Source organism: Dolichospermum sp. DET69, from assembly GCA_017355425.1.
GTDB lineage: Bacteria > Cyanobacteriota > Cyanobacteriia > Cyanobacteriales > Nostocaceae > Dolichospermum.
Map to the genome: position 1 here is coordinate 248,292 of CP070233.1, position 23,463 is coordinate 271,754.

Consider the following 23,463-nt stretch of genomic DNA (forward strand, 5'->3'; position numbering starts at 1 on the left):
GAGTTGAAAATGAGCATAAATCAGAAAACAACCCGGAAAACAACCCAGAAAAACAAATTCTCCCTGCAAAAAAGATTCTATCGTTCTCTTTTGCCACTGATTTTACTTTTTTGTTTTTCCCTGGCTATTACTCCCGTAATTGCCCAAAATCAGATAAATAAACCGGATAATGGCCAATTAATTCAACAAGCAAGCCAATTGTATAAAGCTGGGAAATTTAGCGAAGCTATCCCAATTTGGGAACAAGCTATCCAGTCCTTACCCCAGGATTCTCTTAATCAAGCCTTAGTACGAAGTAATCTTGCTTTGACTTATCAGCAAGAGGGAAAATGGGAATTAGCTAAGAGCGAAATTAACCAAAGTCTGAAGATTTTAGAGTCTGCTAAAATTACTACAGAACAACAGAGTATTTTAGCTCAAGCCCTGGATATTCAAGGACAACTTCAGCAAAAAACCGGAGATTCTCAAGCAGCTTTAAATACATGGCAGCAAGCAGCGAAACTATATCCTAACTCTGTAAATAATCAAATGGGGTTGATAAATCAGATTAACCAAGCTCAAGCTATGCAAGACTTGGGACTGTATCCGCGAGCTTGTCAAACTTTATTGGCTGTTCTTGGTTATACTGAGAAAAAATGTATGATTTCTGATTTGGAAATTAATACAATTAAAGATAAAATATCAGGTAGTTATCAGAAAACCTATCAAGCTAAGGCTTTCAGAAGTCTTGGTAATGTCATGCGTCTGACAGGTAATTTAGCAGAAGCTGAAAAAATTCTCCAAGCTAGTTTAGATATTGCCAGAAAAAGTGGTTCTAGAGAAGATCAGAGTAAGGTTTTACTGAATTTAGGTAACACTCAACGGGACTTAGCTAATAGAAATATAGAACTAAATAATGATGCAGGACTTCAATACCAAGAACAAGCTTTAGAACAATATCAAAAAGCGGCTTCTCCTTCTTCTTCACCGATTGTACAACTTCAATCTCAACTGAGTCAATTAGAAATTTTAATGGAACAGGGAGAATTATTCACAAAACAGGGAAAAAATGATATAAAACAGGGAAACGATGAAGGGCAGAAAAACAAGGAAATGGGACAGAAAAAATGGAAAGAAGCCACTGATTTAAAAAATAAAATCAAAGTTCCATTAACCTATTTGTCCCCTAGTCGAGAGAGTATTTATGCTCAAATTAAATACGTGAAAAATTCTCTGTGTTTAGAGCAACAACAGCCTAATTGTCTGAAACCAACCACCCTAAATTTATCATCTGTGAAAGCAGAATCTTTCCAAGAGGCGGTGAAGATGTTAAATCAAACTGATGAAGTTGCCAGTCAATTGGAAGACAAGGGGACACAATCTTCTATCATGGGATTATTGGGTCAATTAGCCGAAAGTCGTCAAGACTGGAATAGTGCTAATAATTACACCCAAAAAGCATTAGATTATTCTCGCCAAGCTAAAGCACCAGAACTAACCTATCAATGGCAATGGCAAGAGGGACGGATATTTAAGGCTCAGGGTAAAAATAAAGAGGCTCTTAACTCTTATAAAACATCATTAGCAACACTGAAATCTCTCCGCCGTGATCTTGTTGCTGTTAACCGAGATAGTCAATTTAATTTTCGGGAGAATACTGAGCCTGTTTATCTAGAATATGTAAGTTTACTTTTGCAACCGCAAGAAGTACCACCAGAAGACCTGAAATTGGCTCGTGAAACCATTGATTCTTTAAAATTAGCAGAGTTAGAAAACTTTTTGCGATCAGCCTGTGATGATAATTCTAGCAAGCCAGTGAGTATTGATGAGGTGATTGATAAACAAGATCCTAACGCCGCGCTGATTTATCCTGTGCTATTAGAAGACCGTTTTGAGGTGATTGTCAAGTTACCCCAAAGGCCTTTAACTCGTTATACTTCCAAGATTGAGAAAAATAAACAAGATTTTGAGCGTGACATTGCAGACGCAAGAACTATTATTACCGCTGAAAGTGATGGTAGTGATCGTGAATTACCCGTTATTGCCCAAACATTATATAATTTGATTATTCGTCCTGGGGAAAAAGACTTACAGGAGAGTGAGGTGAAAACTTTAGTTTTTGTCCTAGATAGTTCTTTGCAAAATTTTCCCATGTCGGTGTTAAGCAAGGGTAAGGAAAACGGTCAGCGAAAATATCTGATCGAACAGTATAATATTGCTTTAGCTCCTAGTTTGCAACTGGTGGACGTTCAGCGGTTCCAAAAGAAAAATGTCCCGGCCTTAATCGCTGGATTGAGTGATTCACGAACTATTGAAGGTAGAGAGTTTGGTGAGTTAAAGTCTGTGAAGGATGAAATTAACAATATTAAATCCCTACTGCCTAATTCAACTAAGTTACTTAATCAAGAGTTTACCAGCAACGCCTTGACTAATAGGCTTAATTCCTCCTCTTTTTCAATTATTCATCTGGCCACCCATGGTGCGTTTAGTTCCCAACCTGATCAGACTTTTATTGTTACCTCCGATAAGAAGCTAAGAGTCAATGAGTTAGATAATTTATTGCGTTCGAGAGATCCGGTGGAATTATTGGTATTAAGTGCCTGTGAGACTTTAACGGGGGACAAGAGAGCATCTTTGGGATTAGCGGGTGTTGCTATCAGGGGAGGTACACGGAGTACATTGGGAACTCTGTGGCTAGTTGATGACGAGTCAACCTCCATGCTCATGGCTAAGTTTTATGAGGCTTTTAAGAATCAGAATATTAGTAAAGCTGATGCTTTGCGTCAAGCCCAACTAGCATTACTGCAAAGTCAGGACTACAAAGATCCTAAGTATTGGGCGGGTTACGTTCTTTTGGGTAATTGGTTGTAAATCCTCTTAAATCAAAAAGATCCCCGACTTCTTTAAGAAGTCGGGGATCTGGGTTAAGTATTTGCAAAAAAACTGCTCAATTATCTTCAATTCAGAGGTGGTTCTTGGGCAATGTTTGCCTCTTCCAAGTGTTTAACTGATGTTAATAATTGCTCCCAATAATTCTGAACTGTGGGATCATTGGGTTTTTCACGACGTAAATCAGCCAAGGTGGTAATGGCATTTTCCCAAATTCCAGATGCAGCATAAAGCATTACTTGCTCTATAGGATTACTGGTCTGTTGGATGGCATCTGAGAGGTTATCATCTTTAACAACCTGAATTACACCAGTTAAGGACAGGTCTGCTTGTTTGCCAGAATTAGAGCAATTTGCTGATAAAATCCAATTGTATTTCTGATCCAGTTTTAATGGGCTATGATCAGGTACTTTGATACTGAAAATGCCTCCTTGGGGAGGTGTTTTGAAGTTCTTGGTGTACAAGGGTTCATCAGCCTCATCTCTGAGGACAAATTCGAGAGATTGAATTGGTTCAGCAGTTTTAGGAATGTAGAAAAAGAATGTCGGATGATTTGATGTCGTCAGTTGTGAGCTATCAGTATCAGACATAGCTGTTAAGGCTGTCAATTCTGATTGATGATTTTTCCCATCCAAACTACTAACAGCATTTAAGCAACTTCTTGTTGATCCTGTTCTGGTTGCTCCTTGTCTCAGTCTCATGGGTTTGGTGGGAACAAAGCTAAGGCTAAGTAGCTTACCCCGGCCAATGTAGGCTTGTACATTGCTGATAGCATTTTGAGCATAGCGATCGCCGGGAATTAATTGTTCAGCCTGCTTGAAAAAAGGTAAAGCTGCTTTAAAATTTCTAACTGCGGTTTTTTTGTACCCTTCCCGCATATACTGATTGTAAAGTTCACGGTTATGATTATTGGGAGTAGCTAGAGCAACAGATGAACCGGGGGTTTGACTGACCACCTCTAAAGGTAGAGATAGAAACCCCGCTAGAAGTAATCCTGTCAGAATGGAGTTTCGCATAAAACAGATAATGATTGGTTGAAAAGTCTTTTATTAATCAATCCTTAATGTCTGGAACCACCGAGATATGTAACTGTTAAGTTGCCGTCTATAGGGTCATTGTTCTGCAATCAGATAAAATCTGGATCTTTGCAGTTGGTTTAAGCTAGAATACAAAATATATTATACTCCATAATTTTAATGATGACGGATTTTAATTGATTAGTTTTAATTAAGTAAGTTAGCGTTAAAAATTGTCCTGATGACAAAGAAATAGGAAAGGGTGAACAGCGACAGAGAAGGCATTTTGGGCAATTTTACCTTCCGTTACTTATGTCGGTTTTCTGCTATTCACTTACTTAGGGTTTGCTGAATAAAACTGAACCCTTTTATTAATAAGGGTTTCGCTAATTTTTATCACAAGAAAGTGCAAGGTTTTGGCAAATGGAGTCTCAAAATTGGTGCATTTTCCTGGGTCAGATTTAGAAAATTGAGGATATCCAGATGGCTGAAACTGTTCCCTGTTAAGAGTTCCCTGCCCTCACGAACAACTTTTATGGCTTACGCCACGCTACGCTATCAGCAAACCCTATTTAATAATTTTTAACAGTATTTTTAATTGATATTTGTGAAGTTAATACCATTTACCTACTTATCAATTAATTTTTCTGTCACCACATCAGACTTTAGAGGGTGTTTGATAGCGAAGCGTGGCGTTAGCCATAAAGTATTAAATAAAACCAATAATCTCCAAAAACCTAACCCCCCTACCCCCCTTCCCTACGTTAGCGCAGCGTGCCGAAGGCTGGGAAGGGGGGTTTCAAAGCCTCTCCCCGCTTCGGGGGAGAGGTTTACAAGAGGGGTTAATTTATACCTTGAAAACTTTTAAAACATCCTCTTAATCCCCATGATTTTTAATATCTTCTTACTTCCTGTTATACTTGTAAAAGTGATGTTCTTGTAGCTATTACACAATCGTAAAATCTACATTTACAAGATTGCTAAATAAAATATTGGTTCTATTTATATAGAGGGTAAATTAATGAAGCAAGATTTAAAAATTCCGTTAGGTCAAGCGTCAAGTCGGGGGCTAATATTGCTACTTCCTATTTTGATAAATTTCCTATTTTTAGCGAGTGCTAGAGCCGATTCAAATAGTAATTTGACAATTGATGTGGCTGGAATAAAAAAACAATCTGGAAAAATTTGCGCTACTCTTTTTTCTGAGAGTAAAGGATTTCCTAGCGATAGTAAACAAGCTTTGCAATCCGAGTGTATCGAAGTTAAAGAAACACTTCAAAAACTGATTTTCAAGAACTTAAAGCCAGGTAATTACGCTGTTGCATTAATTCATGATGCCAATGGAGATGGTATTCTCAATAGTAATTCTTTTGGTATGCCCACCGAAGGTTTTGGATTTTCTAAAAATCCATTAGTTCTCACAGGACCACCTAAGTTTAATGACTCTGCTGTTGCAGTAGCAGGTATTAATACTGATATTCAGATTGAGTTAAAATACTTTGTAAATCCTTAATTGAAATGTTGGCGTTGCATCATAGCAATATGAATTTAGCAACGCCCAAATGAAGATGAGCGAGCATTGGGGAAAATTGCGATCCACTATGTAGTTATTCACTCTTCCCCCATCTGCATTTATTCTAATTCTAAAACTTTTTGAGTATTATCACGACGACGCTGTTCTTTCTTTTCAAAATCAGCTACACAGCTACCTTTATCAACCATTACACAGCTTAGATAATTGGTGATTTCGACCAACCCTGCACGAAGTGCTTTACCGACAGGGGCTTTGGTTGTTTTCTCATTATTACCACCAATATTGATACCAGAAAAACTTATACCACCAGAATTGCCCTTAGATTCACTAGTTGCAAGTCCTTCAACTGTGCGGGAATAAACTACTTCTCCATTGCTGGAATCCACAACACGCAGGTCAATGGCAACATAAGCTTTTTCCTTTTCTTTTCTGGTGCCACCACCTAGACCAAAACCACCTATCCTAATCCCGCTTATCCCTAATCCACCAGATTCCTTATTAACCCCTTCTTCATAAGCAGTGACTTTGCCCAGAATAATATATTTTGCTCCAGTCAGTTCTCCCTTCTTTGCACCGGTTTCCTTGCGAACTAATCCAGCTTCAGCAAGCTCTTGTTCGGAAAGGACTGCTCCTAGCTTTTGTCTCTCAACAACGGTGAATTTTCCTGTTGATGTTAATTCATTGCTAAGAGCATCTGCCAACTGCTGAGATGTGTTAGTGTTCCACCACCACCAGTTTGAGTTAGTTTCATTCTTGAAGTCTGGTACTGAAATTCTAGGCTTTTCTTGAGCAAAAGCATTAAGGCTGCCAATGGACAAACTCAAAGTTACGGTTGTTAAAGCAAGTAAAGTCTGCTGAATTAAGCGCTGATAAGCAGAAGACGTTTTCATAATTATAGTCCTGTGGCAATTAAACTAAAATTGTTATAACAGTGATCAACACATAGAGAATTTATCATAATCTAAAGTAAATAACAATACCAAATTTTTTTTAAGAAAGCCGGAAGAATAAGGATTTTGGACTATGGACTGATTTAGATATTGTGGTTCTACCGTTAAAATCCGGTTTTAGCTAGGAGTCTTCAACACTTACTCAAAAATCATCGTTGCTGAGTCAACGCGATTACGGTGGCGACAGTCAATTCTGAAATGTTGCCAAGAGTGGGGAGTATGTCCGTGCCAGCATAAACAAGTGGTAACTCTTTATTTTCCCAAACCCAGATTTGCTTTCTCTGAATATCAATAAGCCAAGCAAGTTGTGTACCGTTACTTAAGCAGTGCAGAATTTTGTTTTGTATATCTAAGGTGCTTTGGTCTGGGGAGCGAATTTCAATTAACCAGTCTGGTGGACCTTGTAGCGGTCCATCTTCATGAGAAAGACGCTCGCTCTTAATAACAGCAATATCCGGTACGGGAGACATCGGAGGTACGATACAGCGGAGTTCTTGGATAGCCTCGTAGGCATTAGTTTGGCTGTTGATTGCATTAACAAGGTTACGTTGGAGGCGGGAATGAAACAGCGTTGGCATGGGTTTTTGCTGGGCTTTTCCTTGGATAAACTCCCAGGCAGGAGAGGCTTCAATATTGGGTTGCTGAAGAAAATCGTCTAAGGGATTGATGAGGGTAAAAGATTGCATAGTTGCCTCAGCAGTAAGAAAAAATTCTTATGATGTTAATTTTGTTTTTACAAACATTTTATAATTAATGTCTTGATTATAACACAATATAGCAACAATCACCAGACAAAAATTTATAATTTCTCAACTTTTATTCTTTCTGTTTTAATTTTATATTCCCACATACAGCAAACAAAGCCTAAAACAAAATAAAGAAATTCACCTTTCAACTACCAGAACTATAAGATAATAGTAGTAGTCGGTAATACATAAAATTTATATTTACTGTCATCCAGGCAACGTTTATCATAAAATGAGTACAACTGAATATATCTGAAAATATCTTACCTAAATACCTGTAAAGCCTCACAGGTTAAGAGATTAGTTTTGAGTACAAAAAAGCTGCATCCCTAACCTAAAAATACCAGTACCTCTGTCATAAAAAGCTAGTACCCCTACCCCAATAGAAAATGTAAACTTATATTAAATAGGGGTTTAAACCTATTGAGTACAAGCGTAATAAATTTAATAAATCTAATCTGCGTTGCTAATTTTGTCTGCTTGGGAGTGATCTGATATAAGCATAAAAACAGTACAGGCTATTTTCACCTGATAATCCCAATGCACCAGTCCTTAAACAGTATCAGTAAAACCAAAACTGTCAATACCAAACTCAGGAAAAATGAAAGTTCTCGACTTTTTTTAGCACCATTAATCAGTGATTTTCAAATTATTTTTGAGCGTGATCCAGCAGCACGTAATTGGTTAGAGGTCATATTTTGCTACCCTGGATTTCATGCTCTTTGTTTACATCGTTTTGCCCATTGGTTACACCTCCATAAAGTGAGTTTTATTCCCCGATTTATTTCCCATTTAGGACGGTTTTTCACAGGAATTGAAATTCATCCAGGGGCAAAAATTGGTAAAGGTGTATTCATTGATCATGGCATGGGTGTGGTAATTGGTGAAACTGCAATTGTGGGAGATTATACTCTTATTTATCAGGGTGTAACATTGGGGGGAACTGGCAAAGAAAGCGGTAAACGTCATCCTACCTTGGGTAATAATGTGATAGTTGGTGCGGGTGCGAAAGTATTAGGAAATATTCAAATTAGCGATCGCGTGCGGATCGGTGCAGGTTCAATTGTCTTGCGTGATGTGCCTCCAGATGCCACTGTAGTCGGCATTCCTGGACGGATTATTGCTCCTAAGTCGAGTAACCCCATTTCCCCCTTAGAACATGGCAAATTACCCGATATAGAAGCAGATATGATTCGTTCTTTGCTCTTCCGCATTGAACAACTAGAACAACAAGTAAAAACACTCAAAAATCATCACGAAGATGATCAATAATGTCAAATTTATAAGTTTTGAATTACTGATGTCACAAAATTGTAATTTTTTAACTATCGGTGAACAAGTTTTGCAGATTCCTTTAGGTGATAGATGGTGTATTTATCACCGTTTGCAAGAGTTGATGATTTCCTGTTCTTGTCCCCCGGACGGATCTTTGCGCGTACAAATTAATAACTTGCAAGAAGCGATTCTTTTTCGCAGTACATTGATGCAATTTTTTGCTTCTCGTCATCAATTAGTAACATGGTTAGAGAATTGTTTGTGTAATGGTATTGAGTAAAGACGACTGAAAACAATAATGTTTTTTGGAATTAGTATAAATGATGACAATTAATGATTTTGAGAATGTCTAATTAAAAGCATATCAAATCTTAATTCTTGATGCAAGTCTGAATTTGTCTCAAGTCATTGTTCACTCACAAACTATCTTGCATATTCCAGATAATTCACATAAGCTTAGGTTCACCCAGTTTGCGGAAACTAAAATAATTAGTAATTGCTAATGGGAATAACTGGTACTTTATGTTGATTTCAATTGTCAATGTCCAATTATGGTGATCAATAGTATTGATAAGAAGTTACTGCAATTTCTTCAAAAAGAACTAGCACTTTCCACGGCTGATATTGCTGTAGCAACGCGACATCCTGAGTTCAATCATGGACCCTTACCGATGCTGCTTTGGCAATATGGTTTAGTGGATTTACAACAACTAGACAGAATTTTTGATTGGCTTGCAGAACACTCTTAGTGAAGGTAGATGAAAAATTACCAGTAAACATAAGAGGTTGAAATTATGTTTATTAGCTTAATTGTTGGTATGAGTATGTTATTTTTTACAGGATTTATGAATGTTTCTATGGGTTATTGGCTACTAACAAAATCTATAAATAATACCATCAAAAGTATTGGATAAATTATACTTATTTTTTGTTTCCTGTCATACAGATGCAACAGAAATATTTGACTAATAATTAAGGATCGTAAATCATAATTCATGATTTATTCGCTCAATTAAGTATTTATTGGACATCTACCACTATGAAGAATTGTAGCGAACAAGGATATTACAAAAAACTCCGCTAGAGGGATGTTGAAAATGTATCAAATCATGATTAATGATACGACATTACGTGATGGTGAACAAGCAGCAGGTGTTGCTTTTAACTTAGAAGAAAAAGTAGCGATCGCTCAATTCCTAGATGCCATTGGTGTTCACGAATTAGAAGTAGGAATTCCGGCAATGGGGCAAGAAGAAATTCGCGCAATTGTTGCCATTCGTAACTTAAATTTACGAGCTAAATTATTAGGTTGGAATCGGGCTGTATTATCAGATATTAAAGCATCTATAGCCTGCGGATTAGAGCGAGTACATATTGCCATTCCTGTATCTGGAGTGCAAATTGCAGCTAAATTTCATGGACAATGGCGAGTCAGTTTACAAAAACTAAAAGACTGTCTTAGCTTTGCCTTAGATCAAGGTCTTTGGGTATCAGTTGGTGGTGAAGATTCTTCTAGAGCCGACGAGAATTTTCTCCAAGATGTTGCCATGTTATCCCAAGAATGGGGAGCATCACGTTTTCGGTTTTGTGATACAGTTGGGGTACTTGATCCCTTCCGCACTCACCTTAAAGTTAAGCATTTAGTATCAACCCTATCAATTCCAATTGAGATTCACACTCATAATGATTTTGGACTAGCAACTGCTAACGCCTTAGCTGGAATCAAAGCAGGTGCTGTATCTGTAAATACTACCGTTAATGGACTAGGAGAAAGAGCCGGAAATGCAGCTTTAGAAGAAGTAATTATGGCTCTAAAATGTATTTACGGTGTTGACTTGGGAATTCAAACTCAACACTTGTTAAAACTATCTCAATTAGTCGCTAAAGCCTCCGGTGCTAACGTTCAACCTTGGAAAGCAATTGTGGGTGAAAATACCTTTGCTCATGAGTCTGGTATTCATGCTCATGGTGTATTGCAAAACCCCGTTACTTATGAACCTTATGCTCCTGAAGATGTAGGTTGGGAGAGGCGTTTAGTCATAGGTAAACATTCTGGTCGGCATTCATTATCTAACTTATTAGAACAGTATGGTATTTTTCTCGATTCTCAAGAAATCCAAGCTGTTTTAGATGTAGTCCGTCAGCAATCAATCCTCAAAAAACGCAGTCTCACTACAGAAGAATTATTAAATTTAGTCAGCGAAAAAAGGTATTCCCATGCAACGTGATGAAATAGAACTAGACTCGCAACCTATTTTTGAAATTGGTCAGAAAGTTCGAGTTAAGAAACTAATCAAAAACGATGGAACTTTTCCCGGTCGAGAAATTGGGGAAGTTTTAGCCAAAATTGGTGATGTTGGTTATGTCTCCAGCATTGGCACATTTTTGCAAGCTTATTATATCTATGCTGTACATTTTTTGGAAACAGGGTACATCATCGGTTGTCGAAAAAGAGAACTAGAATCGGCTGAGGAAAAACATGAAAGTAATGCTCCGACTGAATGATGCTGGGACTTTAATTGTCTACGTTCCTAAAAAAGATTTAGAAGAAGAAGTAGTCAAAGAAACAGATGGTGCAGCAGGTAAAATTCTCACTTTAGCTAATGGTTGGGAATTAGAATTTAGTGATTTTCCAGATAAAAGCCGTTTACCCTTTACTGTAGAAGGTAAACGTCTTCCTTAAAATGCAAGCATTCAGCCGTTAGTCATTAACTATGGTTCTCGGTTGAGTGAGATACAAGAACCCCACCCCTAACCCCTCCCCGCAAGCGAGGAGGGGGATATGAATTAATTATTAATTGGTAATGTGGGGTTTATTATTTTCTATTTGAAACATAGGGTTATCACAAATGGGTGAAAAATATTTGGCTTTATCGGAATTGAATATTGAAGGACAGTTTTTAGGTTTTGTGGGGAAAAAAACTCGGTTGAGTGAGATACAAGAACCCCACCCCTAACCCCTCCCCGCAAGCGAGGAGGGGGATATGAATTAATTATTAATTGGTAATGTGGGGTTTATTATTTTCTATTTGAAACATAGGGTTATCACAAATGGGTGAAAAATATTTGGCTTTATCGGAATTGAATATTGAAGGACAGTTTTTAGGTTTTGTGGGGAAAAAAACTGAAAAATATAAACATTTACAGTTAGGAATTTCCGGGGGAAATATCAAAATTAAAATTCCTAAAAATTTACGTTGTTCTATAGGTTTATCTTTAGTTCCTGGTGAGCAAATTCATATAGATGCTATTAGTAAATTAAACCCCCGTAACAGGAAATTAAAACTCGAAGCTTATCAAATTCAAGCAGTTGGTTTTTGTCTGATCAAGAATCCGCTTCCTCTTCCTCAACCCAAAGCCAAGATTATGGTTTGTCAAAAATCAGGTTGTATGAAACGGGGTGGAAAGGGATTATTATCAGACTTAGAAAAAACTTTGGGCGATCGCGGTTTATCTGATAAAGTCACAATTGAACATACGGATTGTCAAAAACGCTGTAGCAGCGCCCCCAACTGTGTTTTGATGTTAGGAAAAAAGCAATACAAGAAAGTTCATCCAGAAGCGATCGCCTCTTTGTTAGAGAATTATTTGAGTTAATATAATAACTTTCTAGTAATTTATCTACATCTATTTTCCGTCCAGAAGCTTCAATTTCTAGAGAAATATTGTCTTTATTCACCAAAGATGTATTTTTTGATGGTTTTAACCAACCCGCACCAATAAACGCCCGCAAACCAAATTGTTGTTCAATAGAACGAGATTCTAATTTGGTGTTAAAAGCTTCCAGATAATCTGTTTTTTCAAAAAATAACTGTTGTAAAAGATTAAGAATTTTAACATAAAGTTTTGGTTGATTATTGATAATCCCGATATCTTTAGCAAGTTCTAAATTTTTAATTGCTTGTTCGTGTTGTTGTAATTTTTCTTGAGATTGCGCTAAAAGTAAAAATAGACTTTGACGATAAAAATCTTGTAGGGGTAATTCATGAATTACCCCACGAATTCCCCCATGAATTACCCCTACAGTATTTAATCCTTGATTAGCAATTTTTTCTGCTTCTGAAAAATTAGATTGTGCAAAGATAGCTTTTGCTAAAAATGTATAATCTTCAGCTATTTTCAAGATATTATTTTCAGCTTGATGTATTTCTAACGCTTGTGTAGCTAACTTTTGTAATTCTGTCCATTCTTCTAAATCTTCCAAAATCAAACCAAATTTTGTTAAAGAACTAGCAACTAAATCCAACCTTTGAGAATTTTCAAATCTTTCTAATGTTTGTTGAACATAATCTTTTATTTCTCCGCTTTCTCTGACTTCGGTTTTGATTTGAGAATTTTCATAATTACAAATAGTCAAATTATAAAATATTCTACCTTGAATTTCTAAATTATCAGTTGTTTGCCAAAAATCTAGACTTTGTTGATAATAAATAATAGCTGTATTCAGTTGCTTGTTGTTGTATTCAATAAAACCGCGTAAAAAATCACAATTTGCGGTAAAATCTGGTTCTAAATCTTGTCCGATTTTTTGTAAATCTTGCAATGCTAATTCAATTTCCTGTAAATTCACATTCAAATCATCATTGAGTATTTTCTCTATTGTTAATTTGAGAAAGTTGATTAATTGATGATTAGGAATAGTAAAATTTATGGTAATCCCCCAACTTTCCAAATCTGTAGCAGATTCCATGATTTGTTGATAAATTTGATCATTAATCCATAGCACTACCGGATAACGACAATTACTTCTAAATTCTTCTCGTACTTGATTAGCTGAACTTAGCATCTGTGATAAATTGGGTAAGGATTCCCAACCAACTATCATTAATGCTTGAATTTGATCATTAAATTCTTCTCGAATCGCATTATATAATGTTCTTTCTGATATTTGTAGTTGTAAAATTTGAATTTCAACCGAGCATATTTTCTGCAATTCTTCAATCAATTGAGTTTGTAAGTTGAGATAATTACACTTAACTAAAATCAGTTTAAATTCTCCCGCAGAAGCTTCTATAGCCCATGCTAAATCTTCTAGTTGTTGTGAGTTTGTCATAGTGTTAATTTGTGATAAAAAATATCCCCAACTTCTCAACTTTAATCTTGATAAATAATAACATTAATCGAAGAAGTCGGGGATCTAAATCCTGAAAATCCTAAAATCCTGGAAATCCTGATTCAGACATTTTCTTAAATCCGGTAAATCATAATTCAGACAATCTCCAAATCCTGAAAATCCTTAAATCCTGGATATCCTGATTCAGAGGATGTTTTAAAAGTTTTCAAGGTATAAATTAACCCCTCTCCAAACCTCTCCCCGAAGCGGGGTGAGGCTTTGAAAACCCCCTTCCCTCGTAGGGAAGGGGGGTAGGGGGGTTAGGTTTTTGGAGATTATTGGTTTTATTTAATACTTTTCAAACACCCTCTCAGACATTTTCTTAAATCTGGTAAATCCTAATTCAAACAATCTCCAAATCCTGAAAATCCTAAAATCCTGGATATCCTGATTCAGACATTTTCTTAAATCCGGTAAATCCTAATTCAAACAATCTCCAAATCCTGAAAATCCTTAAATCCTGGATATCCTGATTCAGACAAAATCTTAAATCCGGTAAATCCTAATTCAGACAATCTCCAAATCCTGAAAATCCTTAAATCCTGGATATCCTGATTCAGACAAAATCTTAATCTAAGAACCCCACCCCCAACCCCCTCCCCGCAAGCGAGGAGGGGGCTATGATATATCTTAATCCTGTTAATCCTTTAATCGGTGGATATCCTGATATGGCTTGCGCCACGCTACGCTATCAGACAAATTTTCTGATTCTGCTAAAATCGGATTTACATCAAACCATAATTCACCTTTATCTCGATATTCAAATACAAATCTACTGCGAATTAATTTTTGATATCCTTGATCATCACTAACTTTCTTTGTCTTTTTGACCTGACGTAATAATTCCCATTCTTCATTAGAAATATTTAAAGACATTTCATTACATCTTTCACGAATAATCAGCTTTAAAGTATTACCCTGGAGAGGAAATTTTTTATCTTTCATAATCCAAGGATTTAATAACCGCAAAATATCGCGCACATGACCACCGCTAACCTGACATAAGCGGTCTAAAGTTGCTGGAGCATCAAAAATTTCGCTAATCTTATTTAAGCGGTCTTCTGGTGATAAATTAGGAAAAGCTCTGGCTAAAATCATTTGTTGCATGAGTTCTAATCCCTTCTCATGCACTCTACCATCTGACCACCTCACAGGAACCATTGGTAATATTTTGGGTTCTTCTGGAAATCGTTGCGTTAATGTACCATATTCATTAGAAAATTTCAAAGCCAAAGGCATGGTATAAATGACATGACAATTAAGTTTGGTGAGATATTCAGCTTGGTCTACAAATAGATATTCTTGTTGTGTCCGACCCCAAGGTTTAACAGTATTATCTATGCGGTCTAAGTTATCAACAATCACAACTAAACCCTGTTTACCCTGTTGTTTGAGTTTAGAAATCGCAGGTTCTAATAATTCTTGATTAATTGCTTGGATTAAGTTAGTTTTCTGAGGTCCTAAATATTGATTTATTTTAGTTCTTAATGTGGAATCATTTTTGATTTTTGTAGTGATTTCACCAATACCCAAAGAGAGAGAAAATTTTTGTCCGTCAACACTAATCCCAACATCTTGACCAGCAAATTTGCCTTTAATCCCTGTAACTTCAGAGTTTAATATATTCCATCCACCTTGGAGTAATTCTTGAAATTTTTTCGGTTCTTCTAAGACAATTTTATCAAGACTTTTACTAATACGACTAGCAATAGCCAAAAACACATCAGCAATATCTACATCTGTGATTTCTAAATCTTCGCTAGATTCAAAATAAACAACATGAAAATCTGCTGCTTCCAATTCCACTTGTAACCGTAATAATTCTGTTGATTTACCGCAACCAATATGTCCAGTAAATAGGTTACAGGTAGGATCATCTATGTTCCAATCTATATGATCCTTGATAGTGCTGATAATATCTTCACCACGCACCTCGGAAAAGTCAATATAACATTTTTGATCTTCCACGTTCCTAGCTACAAGAGTGCGAGCGGGGTTAGTGGCTTTATAAAAATCCTTGATATCTATGGTCATAGTGTCAGTAGTAGATTGTTCTGGTAGTTGCGGAATATCCTTATAGACAATAATACCTATTTTAGTGCATATAAAAACCACCCATCAATCGAAACCGCCAATATTTTTGCGAAGTATAAAAAACTATCAGAATGAAATTTTTCTGCCTATTTAGATGTGCTAGAAATGATAGATGTTGAAAAAGCAGAATGAAGCAAAGACAATTGGGTAATTTTTTACTGGGAATACTCTTGCTAATGTGAAAGAAATCAAATCTGATTCACCTGTTTTTACTGTCAAGAGTTAATATAAAAATAGTTCTGTAATTCTGTAACTTTTATGACTGTAGCTACTGCTAAACGCTTTACCGTCACTGAATATCACCGTCTAGCGGAACTCGGCTTCTTTGAAGAAGATGAACGAGTAGAATTAATTAAAGGTGAAATAATTCAAATGGCTGCAAAAGGTACACCGCATTGTGTTTGTGAAACGCTCTTATTCAGGGAATTAATTAGACTTTTGCTAGACCGTGCTATGGTCAGAGGACAACAACCTATTATTATCCGTGATCATAGCGAACCAGAACCTGATTTAACCATTGTTCGCAATATCAAGGATAACTATCTTTCAAGTCACCCTAAACCATCTGATATATTACTTGTAATTGAAATTTCCAATTCCACCTTAAAATATGATCGAGAAGTAAAATTACCTCTTTATGCAGAAGCAGGTATTTCTGATTATTGGATCTTTAATTTAATCAAATATTGTCTAGAGTGTTATAGTCAGCCTTATCAAGATTCACAAGGTAATTTTGATTATCGTCGTAAATTAATTTTATTACCTAATGAGTCAGTTAAATTACCATCTTTTCCTGATTTAGTTTTAGATTTATCTAAAGTATTTCCAGAATAATTAACCATGATATCTACACTGTTGGATGATTTATAAGAGGATGTTTGAAAAGTTTTGGGCGAATATAAAGATGCCTCCGGCACGCTTCGCGTAGCTTGCTTCCCGAAGGGTACGCTACTACACAAGCAAAGTCCAGATGGTGCGTGGACTAACGAAAAATTAAGGTTATTTAACCCACGAAGGTGGGTTTTGTCTGTGTAGCTGTGACTTCTAGTCGCCAGGTGGGTATAAATTAGACTTTTCAAACACCCTCTAAGCAATGATATGACATCCTGTAAATCCTGATTTAAACAACAAGGAAACAATTCCCAATTACCCAACGTCAATAATGATTGATCATCCTTGTATTCTTGATCAATAAATAATGAAAAACATCCTTATATTAACCACAATTTTATCTTTAGCTAGTGTCATAACTTTCCCATCTCTTCCTACAATGGCTAATCCCAGCGACCAACATCATCAAAGTAACAAAAGTAATAAAATCAAACCTGTAGTAATTCCTAATGATCAATTACCAGAACCTTTAACCAAAGAAACAGTATTTAGAGAAATTGCTAGTGGGGGAATAGCAGGGAGAACCTATCAAACCGTTTTACTTAATGATGGTAGACTAATACGAGTATCAATAGGAGATCCTAACGACTCACAACGTAGTGTTTTGAGAGTTTCCAAAGAAAAAATCAGACAATTTGAACGATTACTAAACCAAACCAAATTTGAAAAATTCAACAAATTGAGTTTCCCAGCATCCAAAGGTTCAGCAGATTATATTACCTATACCCTAACAAGTCAAAAAGCCACAACACAATACAATGATATTTCTCAACCTCAACTACCAGACAAATTAGATGAAGTTGTCAAAGCATGGAAAGAATTAAAAAATAGCGCCAAATAATTAATTAAACATCTGGTGAAAAATAATGTAGAGACGTTCCATGGAAAGTCTCTACACACTCTCTACACAGGTTTTTGATAACTTTTGGAATTTTTTAATTGTCTATCATCCCTGATCAAGCAAACCCTCCAAAACCTGCTGTAAATCACTCGTCAACTCAGCCACAGCTTGTCTAGCAGCAACCCGACTACTTTTATAACCCGAATAACGTTCAGAAACAGAAATTGGTTCACCCACAGTTATCTTCACCTGCTGCTTACCCAATTGTGGACGATTTAAAGGAATATTACCCTTAATTTTATTAACCATATCCCCTAAAATTAAAGTTGTTTCTGCAAATCTTTCTACCGTTGGTTTTTCGCGGATATAAATAGTAGAAACAGCCACAAAACTCTCAACTAATCTCATGTGCCACATCCGAAAATATGCTTCTTCAGCGATTCTATCCCCCAAACTTTTATCAATGGGTGATAATAACTTAATATCTTTAAAATCTTCCCTAAATATATAATTCCAACCCGATTGTTCTACCCGTCTACATCTATCATTCCAATTACCTCTAGATGGTAAATCAAAATATTGTTCAGCAATAAATAACGCAATATTCATAACAGATTGTAACCGATAAGCTAAAGCCTCATTTCTATCTGTAATTTCCCCACTAGTAATCTTTTCATCTGGCAATGTTTGATGATAAAACTTAGTATAAAATTGCTCCATTACCGATAATAAATGTTCAGCCAAACCTAACAATCGCGGATAAAGCCCAGCAAAATCAGCCTCCTTTTTCTCTTGATTTACAGATAACCCACTAGCGGCTTCTAATTCAGTTAACAAATTTGCTATATTATCCCAAGGCTCATTAACATAACTATATTTAATGCCAATTGGTAAAATTAAAACTTCCTCATCTCTTCCCGCTTTTTGCAAATCTTCCGCACACCAAAAACCCATCTGTGCGATACCAGGTTCTAAAGGACTGATAATCTCCGATAAACCATTTGTAGCCCCTTCCGGCGCAGCAGCCATAGGAAACTGACCATTAATATACAAATCCCGCGCAGAACGCAACCCAGTCCAGTCAGCTTTACCGCGTTGAATGGGAGTTCCTCCCAAATGGGAAATTACCCAACCCACGTGAGAACCAGCCCAAAGAGGAATTCCCCGATCATAGATAAAATGGGCATGAAGGGGATATTGTAGCTGTGTACCCCCAACTCGTGCTACTTTAGGCAAGATTTGGGACAGTAAATAAGTTAAACAAAGAGGGTCTGCTGTTTGAGGATGACGAAACGCCAACATAAACCGGATTTTACCATCCTGAAATCGCTGATAGCAATCCGCTAAAGTTTCAACATTGTTTGCTTCAATGTTGCTAATAGGTGTTCTCCACCGAATCCACTCAGGTAGCACTAAATGTACCAATTTTAACAATAAAGGGTTAAAAGCTGGCGGAATAAATTCTAAAGGTGGTTGTGCTTGATACATTTTATCGGTAATAGGTAATGGGTAATAGGTAATAGGTAATGGGTAATAGGTAATAGGTAAACATTTTCTGCACCTTGGTTCCTATTTTCTTCTGAAGTGGAAACATTTTAAACATACCCGATTTGAAAAGTTAGTAAGTAAAGGTAAAAAGAATGCGATTATCACAAATGTTATTTGTTACACTACGGGATGATCCTGCTGATGCGGAAATCCCTAGTCATAAATTATTACTCCGGGCTGGTTATATCCGTCGCATTGGTAGTGGGATTTATGCTTATCTTCCTCTAATGTGGCGGGTTTTGCAAAAGGTTTCCCAAATTGTGCGGGAAGAAATGAACGCTACTGGCGCACAAGAATGTTTATTACCGCAGCTACAACCTTCAGAATTATGGCAGGAGTCAGGACGCTGGGACACCTATACTAAAGCTGAGGGAATTATGTTTTCTCTTGTTGATAGAAGAGAACAACAATTAGGACTTGGACCCACTCACGAGGAAGTAATTACCACAGTTGCCCGTGATATGATTCGTTCATATCGGCAACTACCCGTACATTTATATCAAATTCAAACTAAGTTTCGTGATGAAATTCGTCCCCGTTTCGGTTTAATGCGCGGACGAGAATTTATTATGAAAGATGGTTATTCTTTCCATGCTGATGAAGAAAGTTTGAAAAAAACTTACCAGGAAATGTACACTGCTTATAGTAATATGCTGCGGCGTTCTGGTTTAGCTTTTCGGGCTGTGGAAGCTGATTCTGGTGCTATTGGTGGTTCTGGTTCGACAGAATTTATGGTATTAGCAGATGCGGGAGAAGATGAAGTTCTCTATACTGAAGATGGTAAATATGCAGCAAACGTAGAAAAAGCAGTTTCTTTACCAGCAGCAGCGGAAACTTCACCTTTTACAACTTCCGAAAAACGAGAAACTCCCGGAACTGATACAATTGAAAAACTTTGTAATTTTTTGAACTGTTCTCCTACCCAAATTGTCAAAAACGTTTTATATCAAGTTGTGTATGATAACGGTTTAACGGTTTTGGTATTGATAAATATTCGTGGAGATCAGGAAATTAATGAAGTTAAATTACAAAATGAATTAACTAAATTAGCACCTCAATTTGGAGCTAAAACTATCCTAACTTTAACTGTACCCAATGCCGAAGCCCAAGAAACATGGCAGGCTAAATCTCTACCTTTAGGTTATATAGCACCAGATATTGCTGATGATTATATTGCTGGCAGTAAACAGGTAAATTCTCAATTTATGCGATTGGTAGATCAAACTGCGGTGGAGTTAAAGAACTTTGTCACTGGTGCAAATGAAGCTGGTTTTCATGTTGTTGGGGCAAATTGGGATGAGCAATTTAAATTACCAGCCTTAACCGTAGATATTCGTAAAGCAAGACCAGGCGATCGCTCCCTTCACGACTCAACCCAAACCCTACAAACAGCTAGAGGGATCGAAGCTGGTCACATCTTCCAATTAGGTACAAAATACTCTCAAGCGATGGGTGCAACTTATACCAACGAACAAGGAGAAGAAAAACCTTTAGTTATGGGTTGCTATGGTGTTGGTGTGTCTCGGTTAGCACAATCAGCCGTAGAACAATCCTATGATAAAGATGGGATAATTTGGCCAGTAGCGATCGCACCATATCACGCTATCATCACAATTCCTAACATTAAAGATGCCCAACAAATCGAAGTTGCCGAAAAACTTTACACAGAACTCAACAAAGCTGGTGTAGAAACATTATTAGATGACCGCGATGAACGTGCAGGTGTTAAATTCAAAGATGCAGATTTAATCGGTATACCTTTTAGAATAGTCACAGGTAGAGCAATTACAAATGGTAAAGTTGAAGTAGTCAAACGCGCAAACCGTGAAGCTCAAGAAATCCCCATTGACGAAGTTGTCAATATATTACAACAATGGATTAAAGAAGCGATCGCAGGGTAAAATCGAAATCTTGTGAGGTGGGCATCTTGCCCGCCCAAGCAAGCGAATATTTCCCAACATTAGGAAAGGTAAAATAAAATGGCTACAACAGAAATCAAATTTACCCTCACCTTACCAGAAGTCCCAGAAATTCATCATTTAGAAGCAGAAAAAAAAGCCAAAGAAGCATACATCATGACATTATTAAGTCATGGAGATATTAGTGCTGGACGTGCAGCAGAACTATTACAAATTGAACGGTGGCAACTTTCTGATTTAATGGATAGTTATAAAATCTCTCCCTTCCCCACCCAAACTAAGGAAGAATTGCAACAAGAAGTTACTCAAACATTAGAAATTTTAAACCAGTATAAAAAGTGATTATTGTTTCCGATACAACTCCTTTAAGTGAATTAGCAAAAGTTGGACAACTCAATTTACTGCGAGATATTTTTGACAAAGTTATTATTCCCATAGAAGTTTATAATGAAGTAACCACAGGAACTCATCCAGCAGTTAATTTAGTTAAATCAGCAGATTGGATAGAGATAATAGCAGTTAATAATTTAGAACAACTATCTAATCTGAAAAAAGCAACGAATTTAGGTGCAGGTGAATGTGCCGCAATGATTCTTGCTGAAGAGTTATCATCTGATCAATTATTAATGGATGATTTGGATGCTAGACGAGTTGCTTTATCTCGAAATTTAAAAATTATTGGCACAATTGGTATTTTATTAGTAGCAAAACAACAAGGGTTAATTCCTACAATAAAAGATGTTTTAGATGGGTTAATTGTACAAGGTAAACATATTAATTCACGACTCTATCAAGAAGCTTTATTGGCTGCACAAGAGTAATGCAATCATAATTGTTTAAGCTAGAATTTACTCAAATAGCCATTGCCGATTATCAGTTAAAAATTATTGTCTATAACATTGACCAGGAGGCAATATATCAATGGATAAATTAGAAAAATTTCGCCACTAACCTATATTACGGCTAAAATGTGACTATAATTACTTACTATCATGTATGAGTCAGTGTCTTAACCCCGAATGTCTACAGCAAAATTCACCAAAAACTATCCTTTGTCAATCATGTGGCAGTAAAATAGTGCTGCAAGAACGGTATCGTGGTATCCGTGTTATTGGTGAAGGTGGTTTTGGGAGAACCTTTTTAGCAGTAGACGAACAAAGATTAGATACACCTTGTGTCATTAAGCAATTTTTACCACAACAATCAGGCAGTAGTGCGCTAAAAAAAGCCACAGAGTTATTTGAACAAGAAGCAATTAGACTAAAAGATTTAGGCAAGCATCCGCATATTCCAGATTTACTCGCATTCTTTCCCCAAGAAGGCAGACTTTATCTAATTCAGGAATTTATCGAAGGTCAAAATTTATTAAATGAATTACGACAAAAGGGAACATTTAGCGAATCTGAAGTTAAAAAAGTATTAACTGAATTATTACAGATTTTACAATTTGTTCACAATAATAAAATAATTCATAGAGATATTAAACCAGAAAATATTATTAAAAGTTCTCAAACAGGTGCTTTATTCCTGATTGATTTTGGAGTTTCTAAAGAAGTAGGTAGCAATGTTCTCACCAAACTGGGAACGATTACAGGTACACCTGGTTATGCACCACCAGAACAATTTCGCGGCATGGTTTTTCCTAATAGCGATATTTATAGTTTAGCTGTAACTTGTATTAGATTATTAACGGGATATTTACAAAGAACAGATGGTACTGATCCACTATTTGATTCAATGAATATGCAGTGGTTGTGGAAAAAATATATCTCTGTGAGTTATGACTTAGAAACAGTATTAGATAAAATGCTGCAAGACTTACCCATAAATCGCTTTCAGTCTGCAACAGAAGTTTTATCAGCATTGCAAACACCACATAATTCACCAACAATTATTCCTCCTAGTTACTCCCAGCAAATTTCCACAACTATTATTTACCCAACACAACCCATACTGTTTAGAGACAATTTAGGAAATGATTTATTTTTGGAGATGGTAGCTATTCCGGGAGGAATATTCCTGATGGGTTCACCAGCAGGAGAGGGATATAAAAATGAAAAACTCCAACATGAAGTCACAATTTCACCTTTCTACATGGGAAAATTCCCTATTACTCAAGCACAATGGGAAAGAATAGCAAGTTTACCTAAAATCAACATAGATTTAAAAGTCAAACCCTCATATTTTCAAGGTGCGAATCTGCCAGTGGAAAAAGTGTCATGGTTGGATGCCCAGGAATTTTATGGTAGGTTGGGGGAATATACGGGTAAGATGTATCGCTTACCTAGTGAGGCTGAATGGGAATATGCCTGTAGAGCCAACACCACAACTCCATTTTATTTTGGTGAAACCATCACTACAGATTTAGTTAATCATCACAACAAATATGGACAAACCACAGACGTAGGAAAATTTACCCCTAATGATTTTGGTTTATATGATATGCACGGTAATGTGTGGGAATGGTGCGAAGATGCTTGGTATAAAGATTATACAAACGCACCTAATGATGGTAGTGCTTGGATTGGCGACGATAATAAACGCATATTACGCGGTGGTTCTTGGTTCCAAGATTCTGAAAACTGCCGTTGTGCCTATCGTAACTATATAATTGCTGGCGCTAACAACTACGGTAGTGGTTTTCGAGTCGCGTGTTCTTCCGGGTGAT

20 protein-coding genes and 1 pseudogene are annotated in these 23,463 nt (G+C 36.6%); 16 read left to right on the forward strand and 5 right to left on the reverse strand.

The window, feature by feature from the left end:
* The first annotated feature begins 9 nt into the window (after positions 1-9).
* Entirely contained in the window at positions 10-2,850 is a 2,841-nt protein-coding gene (locus EZY12_01350) for a CHAT domain-containing protein (protein ID QSX68388.1), read from the forward strand.
* 86 nt (positions 2,851-2,936) lie between these two features.
* On the opposite strand, the gene EZY12_01355 is transcribed toward EZY12_01350, so the two are convergent.
* On the reverse strand, positions 2,937-3,884 hold the full coding sequence (locus EZY12_01355) for a DUF928 domain-containing protein (GenBank protein ID QSX68389.1): 948 nt from the start codon (positions 3,882-3,884) through the stop codon (positions 2,937-2,939).
* 1,021 nt (positions 3,885-4,905) lie between these two features.
* Here EZY12_01355 and EZY12_01360 point away from each other — a divergent pair.
* The gene (locus tag EZY12_01360; protein ID QSX68390.1) at positions 4,906-5,397 is read left to right on the forward strand and encodes a DUF2141 domain-containing protein; all 492 of its coding nucleotides are present in this window, start codon (positions 4,906-4,908) and stop codon (positions 5,395-5,397) included.
* A gap of 119 nt (positions 5,398-5,516) precedes the next feature.
* Here EZY12_01360 and EZY12_01365 read toward each other — a convergent pair whose 3' ends face one another.
* Positions 5,517-6,308: a penicillin-binding protein activator LpoB gene (locus EZY12_01365; protein QSX68391.1), complete on the reverse strand. Its 792-nt coding sequence runs from the start codon at positions 6,306-6,308 to the stop codon at positions 5,517-5,519.
* 209 nt (positions 6,309-6,517) lie between these two features.
* Complete coding sequence (locus tag EZY12_01370) at positions 6,518-7,054, reverse strand: Uma2 family endonuclease (GenBank protein QSX68392.1); 537 nt, start codon at positions 7,052-7,054, stop codon at positions 6,518-6,520.
* Between the two features lie 600 nt (positions 7,055-7,654).
* On the opposite strand from EZY12_01370, the gene cysE reads away from it, so the two are divergent.
* The 8 genes and pseudogenes from cysE (at position 7,655) to EZY12_01410 (ending at position 11,986) form a co-directional block, all read left to right on the forward strand.
* Positions 7,655-8,386 carry a serine O-acetyltransferase gene (gene cysE, locus EZY12_01375; GenBank protein ID QSX68393.1) on the forward strand — a complete coding sequence of 244 codons (732 nt, stop codon included), beginning with the start codon at positions 7,655-7,657 and terminating at the stop codon, positions 8,384-8,386.
* A gap of 28 nt (positions 8,387-8,414) precedes the next feature.
* A complete protein-coding gene (locus tag EZY12_01380) occupies positions 8,415-8,669 on the forward strand; it encodes a hypothetical protein (GenBank protein ID QSX68394.1) in 255 nt (84 codons plus the stop codon).
* A gap of 271 nt (positions 8,670-8,940) precedes the next feature.
* Complete coding sequence (locus EZY12_01385) at positions 8,941-9,138, forward strand: DUF2949 domain-containing protein (GenBank protein ID QSX68395.1); 198 nt, start codon at positions 8,941-8,943, stop codon at positions 9,136-9,138.
* A gap of 348 nt (positions 9,139-9,486) precedes the next feature.
* Positions 9,487-10,617: a homocitrate synthase gene (nifV, locus tag EZY12_01390; protein QSX68396.1), complete on the forward strand. Its 1,131-nt coding sequence runs from the start codon at positions 9,487-9,489 to the stop codon at positions 10,615-10,617.
* Complete coding sequence (locus EZY12_01395) at positions 10,607-10,894, forward strand: nitrogen fixation protein NifZ (protein ID QSX68397.1); 288 nt, start codon at positions 10,607-10,609, stop codon at positions 10,892-10,894. Before nifV ends, EZY12_01395 begins: the two co-directional genes overlap by 11 nt.
* Entirely contained in the window at positions 10,869-11,072 is a 204-nt protein-coding gene (gene nifT, locus EZY12_01400) for a putative nitrogen fixation protein NifT (GenBank protein QSX68398.1), read from the forward strand. The genes EZY12_01395 and nifT overlap by 26 nt, the downstream gene beginning before the upstream one ends.
* Positions 11,073-11,238: 166 nt before the next feature.
* Positions 11,239-11,313, forward strand: a pseudogene (locus EZY12_01405) ((2Fe-2S) ferredoxin domain-containing protein).
* Positions 11,314-11,440: 127 nt separating this feature from the next.
* Complete coding sequence (locus EZY12_01410) at positions 11,441-11,986, forward strand: (2Fe-2S) ferredoxin domain-containing protein (GenBank protein QSX68399.1); 546 nt, start codon at positions 11,441-11,443, stop codon at positions 11,984-11,986.
* Positions 11,987-14,141: 2,155 nt separating this feature from the next.
* On the opposite strand, the gene EZY12_01415 is transcribed toward EZY12_01410, so the two are convergent.
* Complete coding sequence (locus tag EZY12_01415; protein QSX68400.1) at positions 14,142-15,536, reverse strand: AAA family ATPase; 1,395 nt, start codon at positions 15,534-15,536, stop codon at positions 14,142-14,144.
* A gap of 318 nt (positions 15,537-15,854) precedes the next feature.
* Here EZY12_01415 and EZY12_01420 point away from each other — a divergent pair, with 318 nt between their 5' ends.
* Together EZY12_01420 and EZY12_01425 are read left to right on the forward strand one after the other, a co-directional pair.
* Positions 15,855-16,430, forward strand: coding sequence for a Uma2 family endonuclease (locus tag EZY12_01420; GenBank protein ID QSX68401.1), 576 nt, complete (start codon positions 15,855-15,857; stop codon positions 16,428-16,430).
* A 364-nt stretch (positions 16,431-16,794) separates the two neighbouring features.
* A complete protein-coding gene (locus tag EZY12_01425; GenBank protein ID QSX68402.1) occupies positions 16,795-17,328 on the forward strand; it encodes a hypothetical protein in 534 nt (177 codons plus the stop codon).
* 105 nt (positions 17,329-17,433) lie between these two features.
* Here the strand turns inward: EZY12_01425 and EZY12_01430 are convergent, their stop codons facing one another.
* Positions 17,434-18,816 (reverse strand): 1-acyl-sn-glycerol-3-phosphate acyltransferase, encoded by a 1,383-nt coding sequence (locus tag EZY12_01430; protein QSX68403.1) that lies wholly within the window; start codon positions 18,814-18,816, stop codon positions 17,434-17,436.
* Between the two features lie 152 nt (positions 18,817-18,968).
* Here EZY12_01430 and EZY12_01435 point away from each other — a divergent pair, with 152 nt between their 5' ends.
* From EZY12_01435 to EZY12_01450, 4 genes are all read left to right on the forward strand, one after another.
* Positions 18,969-20,777 (forward strand): proline--tRNA ligase, encoded by a 1,809-nt coding sequence (locus EZY12_01435; protein QSX68404.1) that lies wholly within the window; start codon positions 18,969-18,971, stop codon positions 20,775-20,777.
* Between the two features lie 78 nt (positions 20,778-20,855).
* On the forward strand, positions 20,856-21,137 hold the full coding sequence (locus EZY12_01440) for a UPF0175 family protein (GenBank protein ID QSX68405.1): 282 nt from the start codon (positions 20,856-20,858) through the stop codon (positions 21,135-21,137).
* Positions 21,134-21,616: a DUF3368 domain-containing protein gene (locus tag EZY12_01445; protein ID QSX68406.1), complete on the forward strand. Its 483-nt coding sequence runs from the start codon at positions 21,134-21,136 to the stop codon at positions 21,614-21,616. The genes EZY12_01440 and EZY12_01445 overlap by 4 nt, the downstream gene beginning before the upstream one ends.
* 175 nt (positions 21,617-21,791) lie before the next feature.
* Entirely contained in the window at positions 21,792-23,462 is a 1,671-nt protein-coding gene (locus tag EZY12_01450) for an SUMF1/EgtB/PvdO family nonheme iron enzyme (protein ID QSX68407.1), read from the forward strand.
* The last annotated feature ends 1 nt before the right edge of the window (position 23,463 follow it).